The following is a 20,874-nucleotide window of genomic DNA, read 5'->3' as shown; positions in this document are numbered from 1 at the left end:
CGGCGCCGACCGGTGGTCCGTACGGCGGCGGCCGTAGGTCCCTGCTCCGTCGACCGTACGTCCTCCCGCCTCGGGTCCTCGTCCCGCCCTTCGACGTCTCCTAGCGTGCCCCGGCCGACGCGCCCCCGCGACCCGTACCCTGGGCCCATGCAGACCCCGTCGGACCGGCACGCATACCCCTCCCACTGGGAAGCCGATGTCGTCCTGCGTGACGGAGGCACCGCACGGATCAGGCCGATCACGGCCGAGGACGCGGACCGCCTGGTCAGCTTCTATGAACAGGTCTCGGACGAGTCGAAGTACTACCGCTTCTTCGCCCCCTACCCCCGCCTGTCCGCCAAGGACGTGCACCGCTTCACCCATCACGACCAGGTGGACCGGGTGGGCCTCGCGGCCACCGTGGGCGGCGAGTTCATCGCCACCGTGCGCTTCGACCGCATCGACTCGCGCGGCATGTCCGCGAGCGCGCCCGCCGACGAGGCCGAGGTCGCCTTCCTCGTGCAGGACGCCCACCAGGGCAGGGGCGTCGCCTCCACCCTCCTCGAACACATCGCCGCCGTCGCCAGGGAGCGCGGCATCCGCCGCTTCGCCGCCGAGGTGCTGCCCGCGAACACCAAGATGATCAAGGTGTTCACGGATGCGGGCTACCAGCAGAAGCGCAGCTTCGAGGACGGCGTCGTACGTCTCGAATTCGATCTGGAGCCCACCGACCGCTCGCTCGCCGTGCAGCGCGCGCGTGAGCAGCGGGCCGAGGCGCGGTCGGTGCAGCGGCTGCTCACGCCGAAGTCGGTCGCCGTGATCGGCGTCGGACGCACGCCCGGGGGAGTGGGGCGCAGCGTGCTCCGGAACCTTCGCGAGGCGGGCTTCACCGGGCGGCTGTACGCGGTGAACAGCGCGTTCGAGGAGGGTGGCGAGATCGACGGGGTGCCCGCGTACCGCTCCGTGCGCGACATCGAGGAGACCGTCGAGCTCGCCGTCGTCACCGTGCCCGCCGAGCGGGTGCCGCAAGCCGTCGACGAGTGCGGTGAGCGCGGGGTGCTCGGGCTCGTCGTGATCTCCGCCGGGTACGCGGAGAGCGGCCCCGAGGGGCGGGAGCGGCAGCGCGAACTGGTGCGCCAGGCGCGGTCGTACGGAACGCGCATCCTCGGCCCGAACGCCTTTGGGGTCATCAACACCTCACCGGAGGTACGGCTCAACGCCTCGCTGGCCCCGCATCCCCCCGAGCGCGGCAGGATCGGCCTCTTCACCCAGTCCGGCGCGATCGGCATCGCGCTGCTCTCCGGACTCCACCGGCGTGGCGCGGGCCTGTCGACCTTCGTGAGCGCGGGCAACCGCGCGGACGTGTCCGGCAACGACGTCCTTCAGTACTGGTACGAGGACCCCGACACCGATGTCGCCCTGATGTACCTCGAATCCATCGGCAACCCGCGCAAGTTCACCCGGCTCGCCCGGCGCGCGGCGACGGCGAAGCCGCTGGTCGTGGTGCAGGGCGCGCGGCACAGCGGGATCGCGCCAACGGGGCACGCGGTGCAGGCCACGCGGCTGCCGCACGCCACGGTGTCGGCGCTGCTCCGCCAGGCGGGGGTCATCCGGGTCGACACCGTCACCGAGATGGTGGACGCGGGACTGCTCCTCGCCGGGCAGCCGCTGCCCTCCGGGCCGCGGGTGGCGATTCTCGGGAACTCCGAGTCGCTCGGCCTTCTCACGTACGACGCGTGCGTCGCCGACGGGCTTCGGCCCCTCCCTCCGCGGGACCTCACCACGGCGGCGACCCCGGCGGACTTCCGTGCGGCGCTCGCCGAGGCCTTGTCGGACGATGCCTGCGACTCGGTGATCGTCACCGCCATCCCCTGGGTGGGCGAGGACGGGGCCACGGCGTCACCCGAAGGCGAGGTGCTCGCCACCGAGCTGCGGGCCGCGGCTGCCGGCTGCCCCGCCAAGCCCGTGGCCGTCGTCCACGTGGAGCTCGGCGGCCTCGCCGAAGCCTTGGCCGCCGCCACCCGTACTCGCCCTGACGCCCCCGTTCCGGCACCCGGCAGCGGAGGCTTTGCCGAGCAGTCCCCCCCTGCGGAACGCCTGCCCACAGCGGAGGCGGACGACCGCACCGTGACGACGGAGGACGACCGCACTGTCATCCCCGCCTACCCCGCCGCCGAACGCGCCGTCCGGGCGCTCGCCGAGGCCGTGAAGTACGCCCAGTGGCGGCGCGAGGCCAAGGAGCCCGGCAAGGTTCATGAGTACGAGGACATCGACGAGAGCGGCACCGCCCGGCGGATCGACGAGCTCCTCGCCGAGCAGGACGACCCGCGCGGCGCCACCCTCGCCCAGGACGACGCCCGCGAACTGCTCGGGCGGTACGGCATCGACGTACGGGATGCCCTGCCCGCGCCAGACCCGGACGCGGCCGTGGCGGCGGCCCGCGCGCTCGGCTATCCCGTGGCCCTGAAGACCACGGCCCCGCACCTGCGCCACCGCGCCGATCTCGGCGGTGTGCGCCTCGACCTGGCCGACGAAGAACAATTGCGCCGCGCCTACGTCGAATTGACCGACACCTTCGGCAAGCCCGCGGAGCTGCGACCCGTCGTGCAGGCGATGGCACCCCGCGGCGTCGACACCGTCGTCCGCGCGGTCATCGACCCGGCGGCCGGAGCGGTGCTCTCGTTCGGGCTCGCGGGAGCCGCCTCCGAGCTGCTCGGCGACACCGGGCACCGTCTCGTCCCGGTCACCGAGCGCGACGCGGGTTCCCTGGTCAGGTCCATCCGGACCGCTCCGCTCCTCTTCGGCTGGCGCGGTTCGGCGCCGGTCGACACCCCGGCCCTGGAGGAGCTGCTCCAGCGGGTCTCGCGCCTCGTGGACGATCACCCCGAGGTGGTCGCGGTGTCCCTGGAGCCCGTGGTCGTCGCCCAGCGCGGCCTCTCCGTGCTCGGTGCCTCCGTGCGGCTCGCGCCCCCGCCGGCCCGCAGCGACCTCGGCCCGCGGGCCCTGCCCGGGTACTGAGGCGGCCAGTGGGGCACCGCGCCCCCTCCGCCGGGTCGTAGGATGGACGGCATGGCAAAGACCGGTACGACGACCCAGGGGCTGCGCGCGGCGATCGAGCGCAGCGGCTACTACCCGGCCCTCGTGGCCGAGGCGGTGGAGGCCGCGATCGGCGGCGAGCCCATCGGGTCGTACCTGGTCCACCAGGAGACCACGTTCGACGCGAACGAAGTGCGCCGGCACGTGACGGTCCTCGTCCTGACCGGCACCCGCTTCATCGTCAGCCACACGGACGAGCAGGCGGCGGACAGTACCTCCCCGACGCCGTACGCGACGACCTCCACGGAGTCCGTGAAAATCGGCCGGATCTCGTCCGTGGTCGTCAGCCGCGTCGTCGCCAACCCCGAGAAGTACGTGCCGGGCTCGCTGCCCCGTGAGGTCGTCCTGACCATCGGCTGGGGCGCCGTGTCACGCATCGACCTGGAGCCCGCCGCCTGCGGCGACCCCAACTGCGAGGCGGACCACGGGTACACCGGCAGCTCCACCGCCGACGACCTCAGCCTCCGCGTCAGCGAGGCGGGCGACGGCCCGGACACCGTGCGCCAGACCCTGGCCTTCGCGCAGGCACTGTCCGAGGCGACCGCGGACACCGCCCGCTGATGTCCCTGCCCGCCTGGGACGACGTGCAGCCGCTCTCCCTCGACTCCGCACCCCTGCCCGAGTACGGCGTCGGCTCGCTCGCCGACCTGCTGCCCACGCTCGTCGCCCACCAGGGCGTCGAGGGCTTCGCGCCCGTCATCCCGGAACTCGCGCCGGCCGACCGGAACTGCGTCTTCCTGATCGACGGCCTGGGCTGGGAGCAGCTCCGGGCCCACCCGGACGAGGCGCCTTTCCTGACCTCGCTCATCGGCTCGTCCCGGGGCGGCACGGGACGCCCGATCACCTCGGGCTTCCCCGCGACCACCGCGACCTCCCTGGCCTCGGTCGGCACGGGCCTGCCGCCCGCCTCGCACGGCCTGCCCGGCTATACGGTCCGCAACCCGGCCACCGGCGAGCTGATGAACCAGCTCCGCTGGAACCCGTGGACGGACCCGCGCAAGTGGCAGCCGTACCCCACCGTCTTCCAGCAGGCCCACGCGGCGGGCGTGCACACCGCCCAGGTGTCGTCCCCGACGTTCCAGAACACCCCGCTCACCAAGATCGCGCTGAGCGGCGGCAGCTTCCGCGGCAAGCTCTCCGGCGAGGACCGCATGGACCTCGCGGCCGAGCAACTGGGCGCGGGCGACCGTTCGCTGGTCTACACGTACTACGCGGAGGTGGACGGCAAGGGCCACCGCTTCGGTGTCGACTCCGACGCCTGGCGCGGCCAGCTCATGTACGTCGACCGCCTGGTCCAGCGCCTGGCCGAGCAACTGCCGCCGCGCAGCGCCCTGTACGTCACCGCCGACCACGGCATGCTCGACATCCCCTTCGACGAGCAGTCGCGCATCGACTTCGACGAGGACTGGGAGCTGCGCGCCGGCGTCGCCCTCCTCGGCGGCGAGGGCCGCGCGCGCCATGTGTACGCGGTGCCGGGCGCCGAGAACGACGTCCTGACCGTCTGGCGCGAGGTGCTCGGCGAGCAGTTCTGGATCGCGAGCCGGGACGAGGCGATCGCCGCGGGCTGGTTCGGCCCGCCCGACGCCGTCGACGAGCGGGTGTACGCACGCTTCGGCGACGTCATCGCGGCGGCCCACGACGACGTGGCGATCATCGCCACCGAGAAGGAGCCGAAGGAGTCCGCCCTGGTCGGCATGCACGGCTCCATGACCGCCGTCGAGCAGCTCGTCCCGCTCATCGAAGTGCGCTCCTGACCGGACTCCCGGCCCACGCCGTCCCCCCGTACGTCTCGAAAGGCTGCAACTCCCCATGCCCGAGCTGGTGTTCTTCTCCGGAACGATGGACTGCGGAAAGAGCACCCTGGCTCTGCAGATCGAGCACAACCGCTCGGCCCGCGGACTGAAGGGGATGATCTTCACCCGTGACGACCGCGCGGGCGAGGGCAAGCTCTCCTCGCGGCTCGGCCTCGTCACGGACGCGATCGAGGCCGCCGACCACTTCGACTTCTACGCCCATCTCGTCGACCACCTCTCGAAGGGCGGCCGCGCGGACTATGTGATCGCGGACGAGGCGCAGTTCCTCGCGCCCGGCCAGATCGACCAGCTGGCGCGCGTCGTCGACGACCTGGGCCTGGACGTGTTCGCCTTCGGCATCACCACGGACTTCCGCTCCAAGCTCTTCCCGGGCTCGCAGCGCCTGGTCGAACTCGCCGACCGCGTCGAGGTGTTGCAGGTCGAGGCGCTGTGCTGGTGCGGCGCCCGCGCCACCCACAACGCCCGCACCATAGGCGGTGCGATGGTCGTCGAAGGCGCCCAGGTCGTCGTCGGCGACGTCAACCACGCGGCGGACGAGGTGGGTTACGAGGTGCTGTGCCGCCGTCACCACAGGCGCCGGATGACGGCGGCGACCTCGCAGGCGGGAGCCCTGTCGCCCGACGTGCTGCCGGTCGACACGTCCTCCGCCGTCTGAGTCAGTTCTCGGATCGCACCAGCGTGAAGACGGCGCCTTCCGGGTCGGCGACCGTGGCCACCCGCCCATGCGTGCCCGCCTCCGCGGGCTTCACGACGTGGCCGCCGAGTTCGACGACCCGTTCCACCGACTCGTCCACGTCGGCGACTTCGAAGTACGTCATCCAGTGCGCGCCGCGGTCCCGCGGCAGCGCCTGGCCCACACCGCGCACCGACGCCACGGGCCGCCCGTCGACCTGGAGCGTCACGTAGTCGAAGTCGGCCGGTGCGGCCGCCTCCTCGGTGTATCCGAAGACCGCCTCGTAGAACTTGACGACCCCTGCCGTCTCGTGGGTGACCAGCTCGTTCCACGCCGGTGCTCCGGGCTCCCCGACGAGGGCGGCGCCCAGATGCTCCGCCGCCTGCCAGATCCCGAACACCGCGCCCGCGGGGTCCACCGCGATGGCCATCCGCCCGGCCGGGCCCGCGTCCAGTGGGCCGACACCGATCGTGCCGCAGCAGTGCCGCACGGCCTCGGCCGTCGCGTCCACGTCGTCCGACGCCAGGTACGGAGTCCAGGCGATCGGCAGATGGTGGTCGGGCGGCAGCTGTCCGATCCCGGCGACCTCATGGCCGTCGAGCAGTGCCCGTACGTAGGGCCCGAGCTGGTCCGGGCCAGGCCGGAACTCCCAGCCGAACAACGCTCCGTAGAACTCCTGGGTCGCGGCCAGGCCATGCGCCATCAGGCTCACCCAGGTGGGTGTGCCGGGCGCGCGGCGGACGGCCCCCAAGCCGTCACGCTGACCCGTCGACCCCCATGCCTCCGTCATCGTCACTCTCTCCTCGGCCCGTCATGGTGGCCGCTCGGCTCCGCTTTCGAACGCACGTGCCTGTGCCGTGCGTTTGCCCGCCCGTGCAGATGCTCGCACCACCCGTGGCGCCGCGCGCCCCGGCCGCGCCGCTTGCCCCGGCTCCGCCCAGAGGATGCCCGGTTTGCCGTTTCTCATCCGTAAACGCGCGATTGCTCGGTGGTGTCGTTCGGCAGTACAGGGCGTGCCCGGTTCTGCACGCCACGTGTTCGTCGGACGTACGGCGGAGCAGGGTAGCCGGACCTGGCCGACGCGGCCACCCCGTGCGCGAGGATGGGCCCATGAATGCCATCATCTCCGCATCCGAACTCGCGAGCGACCTGGCGGGCGAGAACCCGCCGGCGCTCCTGGACATCCGCTGGCAGCTGAGCACCGCCAAGGCGGCGGGCGCCCCCGCCTTCGACGGGCGGGCCGAGTACGAGAAGGGGCACATCCCGGGCGCCGTCTTCGTCGATCTGGACGCCGATCTCGCGGGCCCGGCGGGCGCGGCCGGACGGCATCCCCTGCCGGATGTGGAGCACTTCGGAGCGGTGATGCGGGCGGCCGGGATCTCGGCCGGCCGGGACGTGGTCGTGTACGACGGCGGGCAGGGCTGGGCCGCCGCACGCGCCTGGTGGCTGCTGCGCTGGACGGGGCATCCCTCGGTGCGGGTGCTCGACGGAGGGCTCGCGGCGTGGGACGGTCCGCTGAAGTCGGGCGACGAGCGCCCGGCGGCCGAGGGCTCGTTCGTCCCCGAGACGAACACCACGGACCTCCTCGACGCCGACGCCGCGGCGGCTCTGGCCCGCTCCGGACTGCTCCTGGACGCCCGCGCGGCCGAGCGCTACCGCGGTGACGTCGAGCCCATCGACCGCGTCGGCGGACACATCCCGGGGGCGGTCTCCGCACCGACCACGGAGAACGTCGGGGCGGACGGCACCTTCAGGCCCGCCGCCGATCTCGCGGACCGCTTCAATTCCCTGGGCGCTTCCGACACTTCCGAGGTCGGCGTCTACTGCGGATCGGGCGTGTCCGGCGCCCACGAGGTGCTCGCCCTCGCGGTGGCTGGCATTCCGGCGTCGCTCTACGTCGGCTCGTGGTCGGAGTGGTCGTCGGACGAGTCCCGCCCGGTGGCCACGGGCCCGGACCCGCAGTAGCCGCCGGAACGCCGTCGGGGCCCCGCACCTGCACGGTGCGGGGCCCCGACGACGTACTGCGACGTATTGACGTACTGGGCAGTGCTACTCGCTACTCCTGCTTCTTGCGGCGCGTGCCGAAGACGATCTCGTCCCAGCTGGGCACCGCCGCGCGGCGTCCGGGACGGACGCCGTCGGCCTCCGCCTGGCGGTCGGTGGTGCCGACGAGACGGTCGCGGTGGCTGGCCACCGAGCGCGGCATCAGGACATCCGCGTACGCGGCACCCGCCCCGGCCGATGCCGCGGGCGGCTCCTCGGCGTCCGGGTCCTGCTCGGCCTCTTCGGCGGGCGGGAGATCCGTGGGCGGGAGCGCGGGGCGCTCCGGCACGATCATGTCGCCGCGGAAGCTCGGCACCGCCTCCAGGAGGCTGGTGAGCGAGTCCCGCTCCGACTCGGAGACGGAGGCGGTCGCGGCGGTGGCCGCGCCCTCCTCCAGGGGCTCCGGGGGCTGCGGCGCGCTCGGGCGCTCCAACTGCCGGTCCAGGGCGCGGTCCAGCGGCCGGTCGAGCGAGGGCCTGTCCCGGGGCAGCCGGGCGATGCGCGGCACGAACGGGAAGCTGGGCTCGGGCGCGGCGATGTCGTCCGTCTCGCCGATCAGCGAGCGGGCCTCGTCGTCCACGGCCTGCACGAGCCGCCGCGGCGGGTCGTACGTCCAGCTCGCGGAGTGCGGTTCGGTCGCGACGCGGTAGACGAGCAGGACCTCCCAGGTGCCGTCGTCGCGGCGCCAGGAGTCCCACTGGACGGTTTCCTTGTCGGCGCCGCGCAGGAGCAGTCGCTCCGAGACGGCCTCGCCGAGCTGGGGTCCGGTGTTCTCGCCGGGACGGCGCACGGGGGTCTTCCGGGCCCGCTCGGCCATGAAGGCGCGCTCGGCGAGCACGGGTCCCTCGAAGCGGCGGACGCGATCGACGGGGATTCCGGCGAGCGAGGCGACTTCCTCCGCGCTGGCACCGGCACGTATACGCGCCTGGATGTCGCGGGGGCGGAGGTGGCTCTCCACCTCGATCTCGATCTGGCCGAGACGCGGACGATCGCCGCGCACGGCGGCGCGCAGCCGCTCGTCGATCGGAAGCGTGTACTCCGTGCTGTCCGCAGCTTTGAGCACCAGCCGTGTGCCGTCGTTGCTGACGGCCACGACACGCAGTTCGGGCATGGGGACCTCCCGGGTGGTGCCTGCCGACGTCACGTGCGTCGCTGCTTCCGCTAGTCGAGTGTGGCCTGCCCGGGTGCAGCCTGCCACAACCTTGCCGAGTTGCCCGGCGTGTCGGGCATGGGCCCAAGGTCGCCGTTATGGCACGGTTACCTCTTCGCAACTCTCAGTGACCAATTTGGTCACCCTGTGCAGCGAGCCCCCTCCCGGCGGTCCTGGAAGGCCCCGGGCACCCAGGTGGGAGACCGGACCCAGGGCTCGCAACAGTACTCCATTCGGGCCACGCGGGTGGTCCGCCGCGCCGCCGAACTTCTCGTGGGGGACGGGAGTTGGCGCCCCGGGATACCCGGGCAGGGTGGTGCATGAGTGGCACACTTCACGGAATCTCCAGAAACGGAACTATCCACTTCACCCATACGTCCCTTTCTCGTGCAGACAGTCGAGAAAGGCAGGCAAGGGTCGGAGATGCGTGAAAAGCCGGATTCCGGCAAGGAGTCGAGGGACCAGGCGGAGCCGGACGACTCGACGGAGCCGAAGGAGAAGCGCCTCGACCTGAGTGTGCCGCAGGTGGCGGGGAGCGCCGTGGCTGCGGTCGTGGCGGCGAAGCTCGCGTCGAGCTTCGGCGTCTACGGCACGATCCTCGGTGCCGGTGTGGTCAGTGCGGTCGCGACCTGCGGCGGCACGGTCTTCCAGCACTTCTTCCGGCGCACGGGCGAGCAGATACGTGACGTCACCGTGCAGGCCAAGCCGAGGGCGCGGCAGGTTCCGCTGACCGACGGCTCGGGTGCGCCGGTGGCGGAGACGTTCAGGGCGACGGCGTACACGGGTGCGGCGGCGCACACCGGGGCGGGGCCCGTGACGACGACATGGGGGAGAGCGGTCGAGCCCGACGCGGCCTCCGTGCTGCCTCCGGCCATTGATGAAGCGGATCGCACGAACGTGCTGCCGGTGGCGGATGCCGACGCGGACCGCACGACTCTGCTGCCGGTGACCGGCGTCGACGCGGACCGGACGACCTTGCTGCCCACGGTCGACACCGGCACGGGTACCGACGCCGACCCCGACAGGACGCAGCTGCTCGGTTCGGTCGACGCCACGCAGCTGGTGCCCCGGGACGACGCGACCCGCGTCCTGCGGCAGGCGGCCCCGGTCGTTCCGGAGGAGCCGGCGGTGCCACCGCTTCCCTCGGACGAGTTCACCCACGGCACCACGCACCGCACCCGGGTCAAGAGCTGGAAACGGCCGCTGATCGCGGCCGCGGTCGTCTTCGGCGTCGCCATGGCCGGCATCACGACGTACGAGGTCGTCTCCGGCGAGGACTTCAGCGGGGGCCACGGCACCACGATCGGCAACGGCTTCTCCGGCCGGAACAGCTCGCCGGACCAGCAGCCCACGCCCTCGACCGATCCCTCCGGGGAGCCGTCCGACGGTTCTTCCACGGGCACGGACGACGGTTCGCAGCAAGGCGGCGACGCGTCGCAGGACCCGGACGGATCGCAGCCGCAGACTCCGGACAACGGCGATGACTCGGATTCCGGTTCGAAGGACGACCCCGACAAGGGATCGGACTCCGGCACGGGCTCCGGGGACGACGACGGTTCGAAGACGGACCCGACCCCGACGCCGACCCCCACCCCGACTCCGACGCCGACCCCGTCGAGCGGCGACGACACCGGAAACGGAAACGACGTACAGCGGGGAGAGACCGCCACTCCGTAGGCGTCCATCCCCGTGGACGCCCACCCCGCGGGCGGCGGTCCTCAGTCGCCCAGGACGCGGCGCAAGTAGGCGTTGCCGAACATGCGGTCCGGGTCCAGGCGGTCGCGCAGCTCCGTGAACTCGGCGAAGCGCGGATAGGCCCGCGCGAAGTAGTCGGCGTCACGGGTGTGGATCTTGCCCCAGTGGGGCCGGCCCTCGTGCGCGGTGAAGATCCGCTCGGCGGCGGTGAAGTACGCCTGGTAGGGCGTGCCCCGGTACATGTGGACGGCGATGTACGCGCTCTCCCGGCCCGAGGCCGTGGAGAGCGTGATGTCGTCCGCGGGGGCCGTACGGACCTCCACGGGGAAGCTGATCCGCAGGTTCGAGCGCTCCACCATCGCCTTCAGCTCGCGCAGCGTCTCGACGAGGGCCGCCCGCGGAACGGCGTACTCCATCTCCATGAAGCGCACGCGGCGCGGGCTCGTGAAGACCTTGTAGGGAATGTCCGTGTAGGTGCGGGCGGAGAGCGCCCTGCTGGAGATCCTGGCGATACCGGGGATGGTCGCGGGGACGGCCCTGCCGATCGTGTTGACCACCTGGAAGAGGCCGTTGGAGAGGACTTCGTCCTCCACGAAGGCGCTGACCCTGCCGGGCGGGTCGGCGGGGCCCGCGCTGCGGTTGTTGCGTTTGGTGGTGCAGTTGCCGGTGTGCGGGAACCAGTAGAACTCGAAGTGCTCGTTCTCGGCGTAGAGCGCGTCGAACTCGCTCGTGACCTTGTCGAAGGTCATCGGTTCCTCGCGGGCGGTGAGGAAGAAGACGGGCTCCACGGCGAAGGTGATCGCGCTGATCACGCCGAGTGCGCCGAGGCCGATCCGGGCCGCCGCGAAGACCTCGGGATTCTCCTTCTCCGAGCAGGTGAGGACCGTGCCGTCCGCGGTGACCAGCTCAAGTGCCTTGATCTGCGCGGAGATCGACGCCGAATCGCGGCCCGTGCCGTGCGTCCCGGTGCTGGTCGCGCCGGAGACCGTCTGCTCCATGATGTCGCCCATGTTCGTGAGCGAGAGGCCCTCGCGGGCGAGTGCCGCGTTCAGGCGCTTCAGCGGAGTGCCCGCTTCCACCGTGACGGTGCCGGCCTCGCGGTCGATCCTGCGGATGCCGGTGAGGAGTTCGGGGCGTATCAGGAGGCCGTCGGTCGCCGCGGCGGCGGTGAAGGAGTGGCCCGTGCCGACCGGCTTCACCTTGAGGCCGTCCTCCTTGGCCTGCCGCAGCGCGGCGGTGAGCTCGTCGACCGACGCGGGGGTGACCTCCCTGACCGGACGGGCGGTGACGTTGCCCGCCCAGTTACGCCATGCTGCCGCGCTCTTCCCGCTGCCCGTGCCCGCTGCCGTGCTCATGGGTCCCTCCCCGTTGCGGAACCGGCCTCTTCAGCCGGCGATACCCAAGGAACCCGATCGCCACCGCGACGGCCCCGGACAGACCGGGGACCGCGTACCCGGCGTCCGATCCGGCCGCGTCGATGACCCAGCCGGCCGCGGAGGAGCCGAGCGCGACGCCGACCGCGAGTCCGGTGCTCACCCAGGTCATGCCCTCGGTCAGCTTCGCGCGTGGTACGTGCTGTTCGACGAGGGCCATCGTCGTGATCATGGTCGGCGCTATGGAGAGGCCCGCGATGAACAACGCCACGGCCAGCAACGAAAGGTTCCCGACCAGTTGAAGCGGGATCATACTCACGGCCATCGCACAGACGCCCAGCAGCCACCTCGGTGCGGGAGCGCCCTTGAAGTGCATGAGCCCGAAGGCCGCCCCGGCCACACAGGAGCCGAGCGCGTACACCGCGAGGACCAGGCTGGCCATCGCCTTGTGACCGTGGTCCTCGGCGTACGCGACGGTCACCACGTCGATCGAGCCGAAGATCGCACCCGTCGCCGCGAAGGTCGCGACCAGGACCTGCAGCCCTCCGGAGCGCAACGCCGAGCCCTTGGTGTGGTGTTCACGGCCGTGCGGCACGGGCTCGGTGGCCCGCTGGGACGTCAGCCAGAAGACGCCCACGGCGAGGAAGACGCCGGCGAGCAGCGGCCCTGCCTCCGGGAACCACACCGTGGAGAGACCGATCGAGATGATCGGCCCGAAGATGAAGCAGATCTCGTCCACCACGGATTCGAAGGAGTACGCGGTGTGCAACTGCGGGGTGTCCCGGTAGAGCACCGCCCAGCGAGCCCTGATCATCGAGCCCACGCTCGGCACGCAGCCGACGAGGGCGGCGAAGGCGAAGAGCGTCCAGTCCGGGAGCCCGTACTTCGCGCAGAGCAGCAGACCGGCGACCGCCACCAGGGACGCCAGGGTCGCGGGCCGCAGCACCCGGCGCTGGCCGTACCGGTCGACGAGACGCGAGATCTGCGGGCCGATCGCGGCGGCCGAGAGCGCGACGGTCGCGGAGAGTGCGCCCGCGAGTCCGTACCGCCCCGTGAGCTGGGACACCATCGTCACGATGCCGATGCCCATCATCGACAGCGGCATCCGCCCGAGGAAGCCCGCCGTCGAGAACCCCTTGGTGCCGGGGGCGGCGAAGATGGCGCGGTAGGGGCTTGGCACGTGGGACTCCGCTGAGGCGCCGAGGCGGCTTCCTACGAAGGGGCCCCGGTAAGGCGTAAAGATGGCCCATACAGCTTACGTTCGCGACAGGGCCGGACGCACCATGATTTTCGGCTGTCAGTGACGGGTGGCAGGATCGGATGCATGTCCGATGCGCTTGATGCCTCTCCCTATGACGCCCTGCTGCTGCTCTCGTTCGGCGGCCCCGAAGGCCCGGACGACGTGGTCCCGTTCCTGGAGAACGTGACGCGGGGCCGCGGCATCCCCAAGGAGCGGCTCAAGGAGGTGGGGCAGCACTACTTCCGATTCGGCGGGGTCAGCCCGATCAACGACCAGAACCGCGCCCTGCTCGACGCCCTGCGCAAGGACTTCGCGGAGCACGGCCTCGACCTGCCGGTCTACTGGGGCAACCGCAACTGGGCGCCCTATCTGACCGACACCCTGCGCGAGCTCGTCCGGGACGGCCACCGCCGGGTGATCGTCCTCGCGACCAGCGCGTACGCCTCGTACTCGGGCTGCCGGCAGTACCGCGAGAACCTGGCCGACTCCCTCGCCGTGCTCGCCTCCGAGGGACTTGAGGTGCCGCGCGTCGACAAGCTGCGGCACTACTTCAACCACCCCGGCTTCGTCCGCCCCATGATCGACGGGGTCCTGAAGTCCCTGGCCGACCTCCCCGGTGACGTACGGGACGGGGCACACCTCGCCTTCACGACGCACTCCATCCCGACCGCCGCCGCCGACACCTCGGGCCGCGTCGAGGACCACGGGGACGGCGGCGCGTACGTCGCGGAGCATCTGGACGTGGCCGAGCTCATCGCCGAGGCGGTGCGCGAGGAGACCGGCGTCGAACACCCCTGGCAGCTCGTCTACCAGTCGCGCAGCGGCGCCCCGCACATCCCGTGGCTGGAGCCGGACATCTGCGACCACCTGGAGGAGCGGCAGGCGGCGGGCGCGCCCGCGGTGGTGATGGTCCCGATCGGCTTCGTCTCGGACCACATGGAGGTCCTGTACGACCTCGACACCGAGGCCGAGGCGAAGGCCGCCGAACTGGGCCTCCCGGTCCGCCGCTCCGCCACGGTCGGCGCCGACCCGCGGTTCGCCGCCGCGGTGCGGGACCTCGTCCTGGAGCGGGCCGGTGCGGAGAGCGGGCGCGCGGTCACGCCCTGCGCCCTGGGCGCGCTCGGCGCGAGCCACGACCTGTGCCCGGTGGGCTGCTGCCCGGCCCGCGCGCCCAAGCCCGCGGCCGCGGGCGCCGACAGCCCGTACGCGTGACCGCCGACAGCGAAGGCACAAGGAGCACCGTGACCGACCCCGCAGACCAGCAGCTGAAGGCCGAACTCCTCGGCGTCGCCCTGGAGGCCGCGCACCGCGCCGGAGCCTTCCTGCGTGACGGGCGCCCCGACGACCTGGGCGTGGCCGCCACGAAGACCAGCGCGGTCGATGTCGTCACCGAGATGGACATCGCCTCCGAGAAGCTGATCACCGGCTTCCTCGCCGAGCGCAGGCCGGACGACGGCGTGCTCGGCGAGGAGGGCGCGAGCTCCGAGGGCAGCAGCGGCGTCCAGTGGGTGATCGACCCGATCGACGGCACCGTCAACTACCTGTACGGACGCCCGGACTGGTCGGTGTCCATCGCGGCCCGCAAGGACGGCGAGACGCTGGTCGGCGTGGTGCACGCCCCGATGCGCGGCGAGACCTACCGGGCCGTCCTCGGGGAGGGCGCCTTCGTCAACGACGATCCGGCGCACACCCGCCCCGCGCCCCCGTTCGAACAAGCCCTCGTCGGCACGGGGTTCGGGTACATCGCCGAGCGCCGCGCCCACCAGGCCGAGGTGGCCCGGCAGCTGATCCCGCTGGTCCGGGACATCCGCCGGGGCGGCTCGGCGGCGATCGACCTGTGCGACGTCGCGCTCGGCCGGCTGGACGCGTACTACGAGCGCGGCCTCAACCCGTGGGACTTCGCGGCCGGTGACCTCGTCGCGCGGGAAGCGGGCGCGCTGACCGGTGGACGCCCCGGAGAGGCGCCCACGGGCGAGCTGGCCATCGCGGCCCCACCCGGCCTCTTCGAGGACCTGCAGGGCCGCCTGGAGGAGCTCGGCGCCTGGCACGACTGACCGGCCGCACGGATCCGCACGCAGAGGGGCCCCGGCATCTCGTCCACGGATGCCGGGGCCCCTCTGCGTACGAATGGATCAGGCGTGCAGCACGCCGACCTCCACGCCGTGCTCGGCGGCCAGCCGGTGCAGATCCTCCAGCTCGGCCTGCTCGACCTCGGCAAGGAAGTCGTCGCCCGTCTCACGGGCCATCGTGAGGTCGGACTCCGTGGCCTTTATGCGCTGCAGCAGTCCTGCGGTAAAAGCGTCCATGGTTGCGCCCCCTCGGCTGGGTCGTGGGTCGATGGCACGGGGGTGTGCCGTTCAAGAAGGGGCGATCACGTCTCAAGCCGCCCTGGAGAAAGCGGGTTGTGGCGCGCCACATACAAAGCGTGATCGCGGGGTGTGAGGTCGTCCTCCCCTCGCTCTCTTCCACGGAAACCTCAACCGCCGGAGAAAATCCCGCATTCCCCGGCCAGGACACCGCCTTACAGCCGGTTTATGGCCGAAAGGGGCAGGATGGAGGCCACACCCCAGGAACAGACCTGCCCGCAGGGGCACAGAGGAAGGACAGCGCCGTGCGCGTACTCGTCGTCGAGGACGAGCAGCTGCTCGCCGATGCGGTGGCCACCGGACTGCGCCGGGAGGCCATGGCCGTCGACGTCGTGTACGACGGAGCGGCCGCCCTGGAACGCATCGGGGTCAATGACTACGACGTCGTGGTGCTCGACCGGGACCTCCCGCTCGTGCACGGGGACGACGTCTGCCGCAAGATCGTCGAGCTCGGCATGCCGACCCGCGTCCTGATGCTCACCGCGTCGGGCGACGTCAGCGACCGTGTCGAGGGCCTGGAGATCGGCGCCGACGACTATCTCCCCAAGCCGTTCGCGTTCAGCGAGCTCACGGCACGCGTGCGTGCCCTCGGCAGGCGTACGAGCGTGCCGCTCCCGCCCGTCCTGGAGCGCGCCGGGATCAAGCTCGACCCGAACCGCCGCGAGATCTTCCGCGACGGCAAGGAGATCCAGCTCGCCCCCAAGGAGTTCGCCGTCCTCGAGGTGCTGCTGCGCAGCGAGGGTGCCGTCGTCTCCGCCGAGCAACTGCTCGAAAAGGCCTGGGACGAGAACACCGACCCGTTCACGAACGTGGTCCGGGTGACCGTCATGACCCTGCGGCGAAAGCTCGGCGAGCCCGCCGTCATCGTGACGGTGCCCGGCTCCGGCTACCGGATCTGATCCCCGGTGGCCGCGACCCCGGCGCCACCGACGGCGCCCCCGAAACCCACCTGGGACCCCAGGAAGGCCGAACCGCCCTTCCCGTGGCTGCGCCCCACGATCCGCATACGGCTCACGCTGCTGTACGGCGGCATGTTCCTGATCGCGGGCATCCTGCTGCTCTCGATCATCTATCTGCTCGCCGCGCAGGCCCTGAACGTGGGCAGCGACCTGCCGTTCAAGATCGTCTCTGGCCAGGTGGCCAGCACCACCTGCAACTTCCCGCACGAGCCGTCCGCCGGCGAGCTCAACAGCGCCATGAACCACTGCGTCAACGAACAGCGCCAGGACGCCCTGGACAACCTCCTGAGCCGCTCGCTGCTCGCCCTCCTGGGGCTCGCGGTGATCGCCTTCGCCTTCGGCTACGCGATGGCGGGCCGCGTCCTGTCGCCGCTCGGCCGCATCACGCGCACCGCGCGCAGGGTGGCCGGCACGGACCTGTCCCGGCGCATCGAACTGGACGGGCCGGACGACGAGTTGAAGGAGCTCTCGGACACCTTCGACGAGATGCTGGACCGTCTGGAGCGGGCCTTCACCGCCCAGCAGCGGTTCGTCGGCAATGCCTCGCACGAGCTGCGCACCCCGCTCGCGATCAACCGCACGCTGCTCGAGGTGCACCTCTCCGACCCGGGGGCGCCCCCCGAGCTCCAGCAGCTCGGCAAGACGCTCCTGGCGACCAACGAACGCAGCGAGCAGCTCGTGGAGGGCTTGCTGCTGCTCGCCCGCAGCGACAACCAGATCGTGGAGCGCAAGCCTGTCGACCTCGCCGAGGTCGCCGACCGCGCCGTCGACCAGGTGCTCGCCGAGGCGGACGCGAAGGGCGTGGAGGTCCGCGGGAGCCGGGGCGCGGCCGTCGTCCAGGGCAACGGCGTCCTCCTGGAACGGATCGCCCTGAACCTCGTCCAGAACGCCGTCAGGTACAACGTGCCGGACGGGGGCTGGGTCGAGGTCACGACGGAGGCCCAGCACGGCCAGGCGGTCCTGGTGGTGTCGAACACGGGCCCCGTGGTGCCCGCGTACGAGATCGACAACCTCTTCGAGCCGTTCCGGCGGCTCAGGACCGAGCGCACGGGCAGCGACAAGGGCGTGGGACTCGGCCTGTCGATCGCCCGGTCGGTGGCGCGGGCCCACGGGGGCCGTATCATCGCGGAGCCGCGCGAGGGGGGAGGGCTCGTGATGCGAGTCACCCTTCCTCTCTGAGATGCTGCCGCGGACGCGCCGCGATGTTCGCTTTGCGCGGAATTTTCGGGACCTGTTCCTGGATATTTCGTGTGCGATCGATCACACGGGCGAATTTTCGGCCATCTACTCTCCGTGATCGTGAAAGTCGTCGGAAAGCCGGGAAAATCCGGGTTTTCAGGGGTCTTGATCACGGGAAGTACACGGGGTGGCGCCTGTGAAGTGCGACATTCGGACCGTGTACGGTCCCGATCGCCATCCAAACCGATCACCTCTTGAGGGGTGCGGTTGGGTGTCGATTGAGTAACAGACCTTGATGTGAGGCAAAATCTCCGCCTCAGGTCGGGCACAAGTCCGGCCTCTCACGCGTTACGTGCGCTGAGACACCGCAGACACCCAGAGGGGGAGAGCGACATGGCAACGGACTACGACACCCCACGTAAGACCGACGATGACGTCAACGAGGACAGCATCGAGGAACTCAAGGCACGTCGGAACGACAAGTCGACGTCAGCCGTAGACGTCGACGAGTTCGAGGCCGCAGAGGGCCTCGAACTGCCCGGCGCGGATCTTTCGAACGAGGAGCTCGCCGTTCGGGTGCTCCCGAAGCAGCAGGACGAGTTCACCTGCATGAGCTGCTTCCTGGTGCACCACCGCAGCCAGCTGGCCAGGGAGAAGAACGGCCAGCCGATCTGCCGCGACTGCGACTAGGGCAGGGTCGGCCGTGACAGGCTCGACCCCGCCGAGGAAGCGCCGCTTCCGCAAGCGCGGAGCGGACCAAGAAAGCGCCGTCCCGGACGGCGTGCGTGACGACGAGCGGGGCTTTTCCCCCACAGGAACGGCCTCGCTCGGACCGGCGAACGTCCCAGAGGTGGCACCAGAGGTGGCACACGACGAGACGGCGGCCGACAAGGCGTCCTGGACCCATGTGTCCATGGGCCGCGTTGCCGCCGTCACGGACGGAGTCAAGGCGGGCGTACGCAAGAGCGGACGCGGCGCCAAGGCCGGCATCGGCTATCTCGCCGACCGGATCATCGAGAACGCCCCGCGGGTCCCGATCCGCGACCTGAACACCCTTCGCAGACAGTTCCCGGGCCTGGACGCCGAGCGGCTCGCGGACAAACTCATCTCCGGCGCGGCCAACGCGACCTCGACGGTCGGTGCCGGGGTCGGCGCCGCCGCGATGATGCCCGTGCCGCCCGCGATGCCCGCGGAGATGGCCGCCGAGATCACCGGGGTCGCGGCGATCGAGCTGAAGCTGATCGCCGAACTCCACGAGGTCTACGGCCGGCGCCCGCCGGGCAACCTCAAGGAGCGAAGCTCCGCCTACCTCACCGCGTGGACCGAGGAGCGCGGCATCGACGTGGTGAAGCCCGCGTCGATCAACGCGGCGCTCGGCGGCCAGATGAAGCGCGAGCTGCGCCAGCAGATCATGAAGCGCATGGTGCGGAACCTGCCGAACCTGATGCCCTTCATGGTGGGCGCCGCGGTCGGGGCGGTGATGAACCGCCGGGACACCAGGAAGCTCGCTGAGCGGGTCCGTGCGGACCTGCGGAGGGCGCAGGTGTCCTGGGACGCCCTGCCGGAGCTGCCGCCCCTTGAGCAGCCCGTGAAGCCTCTCGACCCCCTGCACCCGCTGCGCGCCGCCAAGCCGTCCAAGGAACTGGGGCGCTGACGCGGCAGGCCCCCGGTACGACCCCGGAACCTACGAGGTCCGGACCGCCGTGAGCGCCGCCGCCAGCGCCTCGGGGTTCCGCGTCGACACGTACACGTACGGAGTCGGGTCCTGCGGGTCCGTGATCTCGACGCGCAGCGCCGTGGGGATGTAGGCGCGCAGCAGCATGAAGGCGCGCGGGTCGGCCTTCGGACCGCGCCAGGCGCGCGCCTCCTCCGCGTCGAGCACCTGGGGCTCACCCAGGGCGGAGACCGGGATCTTCGCGTCGCCGGCCACGAGCGAGCCCGCCACCACGCGGATCCGGGGGGAGCCGTACGAACTGGTGACGACCGCGGCGACCGCTGTCCCGGCGACCAGGCCGCCGAGCAGGGGCAGGGTGCCGAAGGGGAGCATGATCAGCGCCATCGCGATGCCGACCAGGAGCGAGACAAGCCACCAGGAACGGGGCGCCGTCAGGCGTTCTTCGTAAGGCTGCATGTATGCAAGCTTGGCACGATGAGCTGAGTGAGCGGACTCGCGGGTAAGGTCTGCGGCTGTGAGTGGTACTTCAGCAGCTCTGACGCCCCCGGCCGACGCAATAGCGCCCGTCCGCCACCCCGACGCGCCCGCCCCCGGCGAGCTCATCGGAGCCCACTACGAGCACTGCTTCGGCTGTGGCGAAGGACAGGCCCACGGGCTGCACCTCGCGGCACGTGCCGGTGAAGGCGTGGGCGTCACCGCCGAGTTCACCGTCCGGGAGGCTCACCAGGGTGCCCCGGGCCTCGCCCACGGCGGGGTGCTCGCGACGGCGCTGGACGAGACGCTCGGCTCGCTGAACTGGCTGCTGCGGGTGATCGCCGTGACCGGCCGGCTGGAGACCGACTTCGTGCGGCCCGTCCCGCTGGGCACCGTGCTCTTTCTCGAGGCAGAGGTGACCGCCGTCGCCGGACGCAAGATCTACTCCCGGGCCACCGGGCGGATCGGCGGCCCCGAGGGGCCCGTGGCCGTCCGTGCCGAGGCCCTCTTCATCGAGGTCAAGGTCGACCACTTCATCGACAACGGCCGTCCGGAGGAGATCCGGGCCGCCATGGACGACCCGGACCAGCTCCGCCGCGCACGTGCCTTCGAGGTGAACCCGTGATCCCCGCATCCCGTCCGGAGCTCGACGTGCTGATCCGCCGCGTCGACCCCGAGGTACCGCTGCCGTCGTACGCGCAGCCCGGTGACGCCGGAGCGGATCTGCGGACCACCGAAGGGTGCGAACTCGCCCCGGGTGAACGGGCGGTACTGCCCACCGGCGTGTCTATCGCGCTGCCGGAGGGGTACGCGGCCTTCGTGCACCCGCGATCCGGTCTCGCCGCCCGCTGCGGTGTCGCCCTGGTGAATGCCCCAGGGACGGTGGATGCCGGGTACCGTGGAGAGATCAAGGTGATCGTGGTGAATCTCGACCCGCGCGAGCGCGTGCGGTTCGAGCGCTTCGACCGGATTGCCCAACTGGTCGTCCAGCAGGTCGAGAAGGTGCGCTTCCACGAGGTGGCGGAGCTTCCCGGCTCGGCGCGGGCCGAGGGGGGCTTCGGGTCCACCGGCGGCCATGCCGCCGTGGGCGCAGGCTCGGGTGACAAAACGGGTGGGAATCGATACGCATCGGTCGTATCTGACCGGGAAGGACAGTGA

At 71.4% G+C, this 20,874-nt stretch carries 20 protein-coding genes; 14 read left to right on the top strand and 6 right to left on the bottom strand.

Annotated elements, in window-relative coordinates; all coding sequences use genetic code 11:
* The first annotated feature begins 147 nt into the window (after positions 1 to 147).
* From OG302_RS11920 to OG302_RS11905, 4 genes are read left to right on the top strand one after another with little or no spacing between them, the layout of a single operon-like run.
* Positions 148 to 2,997: a GNAT family N-acetyltransferase gene (locus OG302_RS11920; protein ID WP_371526774.1), complete on the top strand. Its 2,850-nt coding sequence runs from the start codon at positions 148 to 150 to the stop codon at positions 2,995 to 2,997.
* A 42-nt stretch (positions 2,998 to 3,039) separates the two neighbouring features.
* Positions 3,040 to 3,636, top strand: a complete 597-nt coding sequence (locus OG302_RS11915) for a DUF5998 family protein (RefSeq protein ID WP_361842999.1) — start codon at positions 3,040 to 3,042, stop codon at positions 3,634 to 3,636.
* Complete coding sequence (locus OG302_RS11910; RefSeq protein ID WP_371526773.1) at positions 3,636 to 4,829, top strand: alkaline phosphatase family protein; 1,194 nt, start codon at positions 3,636 to 3,638, stop codon at positions 4,827 to 4,829. The genes OG302_RS11915 and OG302_RS11910 overlap by 1 nt, the downstream gene beginning before the upstream one ends.
* Before the next feature lie 55 nt (positions 4,830 to 4,884).
* Positions 4,885 to 5,544 (top strand): thymidine kinase, encoded by a 660-nt coding sequence (locus OG302_RS11905; RefSeq protein ID WP_371526772.1) that lies wholly within the window; start codon positions 4,885 to 4,887, stop codon positions 5,542 to 5,544.
* A 1-nt stretch (position 5,545) separates the two neighbouring features.
* On the opposite strand, the gene OG302_RS11900 is transcribed toward OG302_RS11905, so the two are convergent.
* On the bottom strand, positions 5,546 to 6,352 hold the full coding sequence (locus OG302_RS11900) for a VOC family protein (protein ID WP_371526771.1): 807 nt from the start codon (positions 6,350 to 6,352) through the stop codon (positions 5,546 to 5,548).
* Positions 6,353 to 6,672: 320 nt separating this feature from the next.
* On the opposite strand from OG302_RS11900, the gene OG302_RS11895 reads away from it, so the two are divergent.
* Positions 6,673 to 7,527, top strand: a complete 855-nt coding sequence (locus OG302_RS11895; RefSeq protein ID WP_371526770.1) for a sulfurtransferase — start codon at positions 6,673 to 6,675, stop codon at positions 7,525 to 7,527.
* Between the two features lie 91 nt (positions 7,528 to 7,618).
* Here the strand turns inward: OG302_RS11895 and sepH are convergent, their stop codons facing one another.
* On the bottom strand, positions 7,619 to 8,716 hold the full coding sequence (sepH, locus tag OG302_RS11890) for a septation protein SepH (protein ID WP_371526769.1): 1,098 nt from the start codon (positions 8,714 to 8,716) through the stop codon (positions 7,619 to 7,621).
* Positions 8,717 to 9,178: 462 nt separating this feature from the next.
* Between sepH and OG302_RS11885 the strand changes: the two genes are divergently transcribed.
* Positions 9,179 to 10,432, top strand: a complete 1,254-nt coding sequence (locus OG302_RS11885; RefSeq protein ID WP_371526768.1) for a hypothetical protein — start codon at positions 9,179 to 9,181, stop codon at positions 10,430 to 10,432.
* Between the two features lie 41 nt (positions 10,433 to 10,473).
* Here OG302_RS11885 and OG302_RS11880 read toward each other — a convergent pair whose 3' ends face one another.
* Together OG302_RS11880 and OG302_RS11875 are read right to left on the bottom strand one after the other, a co-directional pair.
* Positions 10,474 to 11,805, bottom strand: coding sequence for a D-arabinono-1,4-lactone oxidase (locus OG302_RS11880; protein ID WP_371526767.1), 1,332 nt, complete (start codon positions 11,803 to 11,805; stop codon positions 10,474 to 10,476).
* The gene (locus OG302_RS11875) at positions 11,753 to 13,003 is read right to left on the bottom strand and encodes an MFS transporter (RefSeq protein WP_371526766.1); all 1,251 of its coding nucleotides are present in this window, start codon (positions 13,001 to 13,003) and stop codon (positions 11,753 to 11,755) included. Before OG302_RS11875 ends, OG302_RS11880 begins: the two co-directional genes overlap by 53 nt.
* Before the next feature lie 144 nt (positions 13,004 to 13,147).
* On the opposite strand from OG302_RS11875, the gene OG302_RS11870 reads away from it, so the two are divergent.
* Positions 13,148 to 14,275, top strand: coding sequence for a ferrochelatase (locus OG302_RS11870; protein ID WP_371526765.1), 1,128 nt, complete (start codon positions 13,148 to 13,150; stop codon positions 14,273 to 14,275).
* 29 nt (positions 14,276 to 14,304) lie between these two features.
* Entirely contained in the window at positions 14,305 to 15,117 is an 813-nt protein-coding gene (locus tag OG302_RS11865; protein WP_371526764.1) for an inositol monophosphatase family protein, read from the top strand.
* 78 nt (positions 15,118 to 15,195) lie between these two features.
* On the opposite strand, the gene OG302_RS11860 is transcribed toward OG302_RS11865, so the two are convergent.
* Positions 15,196 to 15,369 (bottom strand): hypothetical protein, encoded by a 174-nt coding sequence (locus OG302_RS11860; RefSeq protein ID WP_190082458.1) that lies wholly within the window; start codon positions 15,367 to 15,369, stop codon positions 15,196 to 15,198.
* A 305-nt stretch (positions 15,370 to 15,674) separates the two neighbouring features.
* On the opposite strand from OG302_RS11860, the gene OG302_RS11855 reads away from it, so the two are divergent.
* From OG302_RS11855 to OG302_RS11840, 4 genes are all read left to right on the top strand, one after another.
* Entirely contained in the window at positions 15,675 to 16,328 is a 654-nt protein-coding gene (locus OG302_RS11855) for a response regulator transcription factor (RefSeq protein ID WP_135331070.1), read from the top strand.
* Between the two features lie 6 nt (positions 16,329 to 16,334).
* Positions 16,335 to 17,567: a sensor histidine kinase gene (locus OG302_RS11850; RefSeq protein ID WP_371526763.1), complete on the top strand. Its 1,233-nt coding sequence runs from the start codon at positions 16,335 to 16,337 to the stop codon at positions 17,565 to 17,567.
* A gap of 393 nt (positions 17,568 to 17,960) precedes the next feature.
* Positions 17,961 to 18,257, top strand: coding sequence for a DUF4193 domain-containing protein (locus tag OG302_RS11845; RefSeq protein WP_055544889.1), 297 nt, complete (start codon positions 17,961 to 17,963; stop codon positions 18,255 to 18,257).
* A 13-nt stretch (positions 18,258 to 18,270) separates the two neighbouring features.
* On the top strand, positions 18,271 to 19,221 hold the full coding sequence (locus OG302_RS11840; protein WP_371526762.1) for a hypothetical protein: 951 nt from the start codon (positions 18,271 to 18,273) through the stop codon (positions 19,219 to 19,221).
* 30 nt (positions 19,222 to 19,251) lie between these two features.
* Here OG302_RS11840 and OG302_RS11835 read toward each other — a convergent pair whose 3' ends face one another.
* On the bottom strand, positions 19,252 to 19,698 hold the full coding sequence (locus OG302_RS11835; protein WP_371526761.1) for a DUF3093 domain-containing protein: 447 nt from the start codon (positions 19,696 to 19,698) through the stop codon (positions 19,252 to 19,254).
* 58 nt (positions 19,699 to 19,756) lie between these two features.
* On the opposite strand from OG302_RS11835, the gene OG302_RS11830 reads away from it, so the two are divergent.
* Both OG302_RS11830 and dut read left to right on the top strand, forming a co-directional pair.
* Complete coding sequence (locus tag OG302_RS11830; RefSeq protein WP_361842962.1) at positions 19,757 to 20,341, top strand: PaaI family thioesterase; 585 nt, start codon at positions 19,757 to 19,759, stop codon at positions 20,339 to 20,341.
* Positions 20,338 to 20,874, top strand: a complete 537-nt coding sequence (gene dut / locus OG302_RS11825; RefSeq protein ID WP_371526760.1) for a dUTP diphosphatase — start codon at positions 20,338 to 20,340, stop codon at positions 20,872 to 20,874. Before OG302_RS11830 ends, dut begins: the two co-directional genes overlap by 4 nt.

Source organism: Streptomyces sp. NBC_01283, from assembly GCF_041435335.1.
Taxonomy (GTDB): Bacteria; Actinomycetota; Actinomycetes; order Streptomycetales; family Streptomycetaceae; genus Streptomyces.
Note: the sequence above shows the minus strand (reverse complement) of the source record. Positions and strands in the feature narration are given on the sequence as shown.

Bases quoted from the DNA above. Each gene is read 5' to 3' on its own strand.
- OG302_RS11920 (WP_371526774.1), top strand. From the start codon at position 148: ATGCAGACCCCGTCGGACCGGCACGCATACCCCTCCCACTGGGAAGCC.
- OG302_RS11915 (WP_361842999.1), top strand. From the start codon at position 3,040: ATGGACGGCATGGCAAAGACCGGTACGACGACCCAGGGGCTGCGCGCG.
- OG302_RS11910 (WP_371526773.1), top strand. From the start codon at position 3,636: ATGTCCCTGCCCGCCTGGGACGACGTGCAGCCGCTCTCCCTCGACTCC.
- OG302_RS11905 (WP_371526772.1), top strand. From the start codon at position 4,885: ATGCCCGAGCTGGTGTTCTTCTCCGGAACGATGGACTGCGGAAAGAGC.
- OG302_RS11900 (WP_371526771.1), bottom strand. From the start codon at position 6,352: ATGACGGAGGCATGGGGGTCGACGGGTCAGCGTGACGGCTTGGGGGCC.
- OG302_RS11895 (WP_371526770.1), top strand. From the start codon at position 6,673: ATGAATGCCATCATCTCCGCATCCGAACTCGCGAGCGACCTGGCGGGC.
- sepH (WP_371526769.1), bottom strand. From the start codon at position 8,716: ATGCCCGAACTGCGTGTCGTGGCCGTCAGCAACGACGGCACACGGCTG.
- OG302_RS11885 (WP_371526768.1), top strand. From the start codon at position 9,179: ATGCGTGAAAAGCCGGATTCCGGCAAGGAGTCGAGGGACCAGGCGGAG.
- OG302_RS11880 (WP_371526767.1), bottom strand. From the start codon at position 11,805: ATGAGCACGGCAGCGGGCACGGGCAGCGGGAAGAGCGCGGCAGCATGG.
- OG302_RS11870 (WP_371526765.1), top strand. From the start codon at position 13,148: ATGTCCGATGCGCTTGATGCCTCTCCCTATGACGCCCTGCTGCTGCTC.
- OG302_RS11860 (WP_190082458.1), bottom strand. From the start codon at position 15,369: ATGGACGCTTTTACCGCAGGACTGCTGCAGCGCATAAAGGCCACGGAG.
- OG302_RS11845 (WP_055544889.1), top strand. From the start codon at position 17,961: ATGGCAACGGACTACGACACCCCACGTAAGACCGACGATGACGTCAAC.
- OG302_RS11835 (WP_371526761.1), bottom strand. From the start codon at position 19,698: ATGCAGCCTTACGAAGAACGCCTGACGGCGCCCCGTTCCTGGTGGCTT.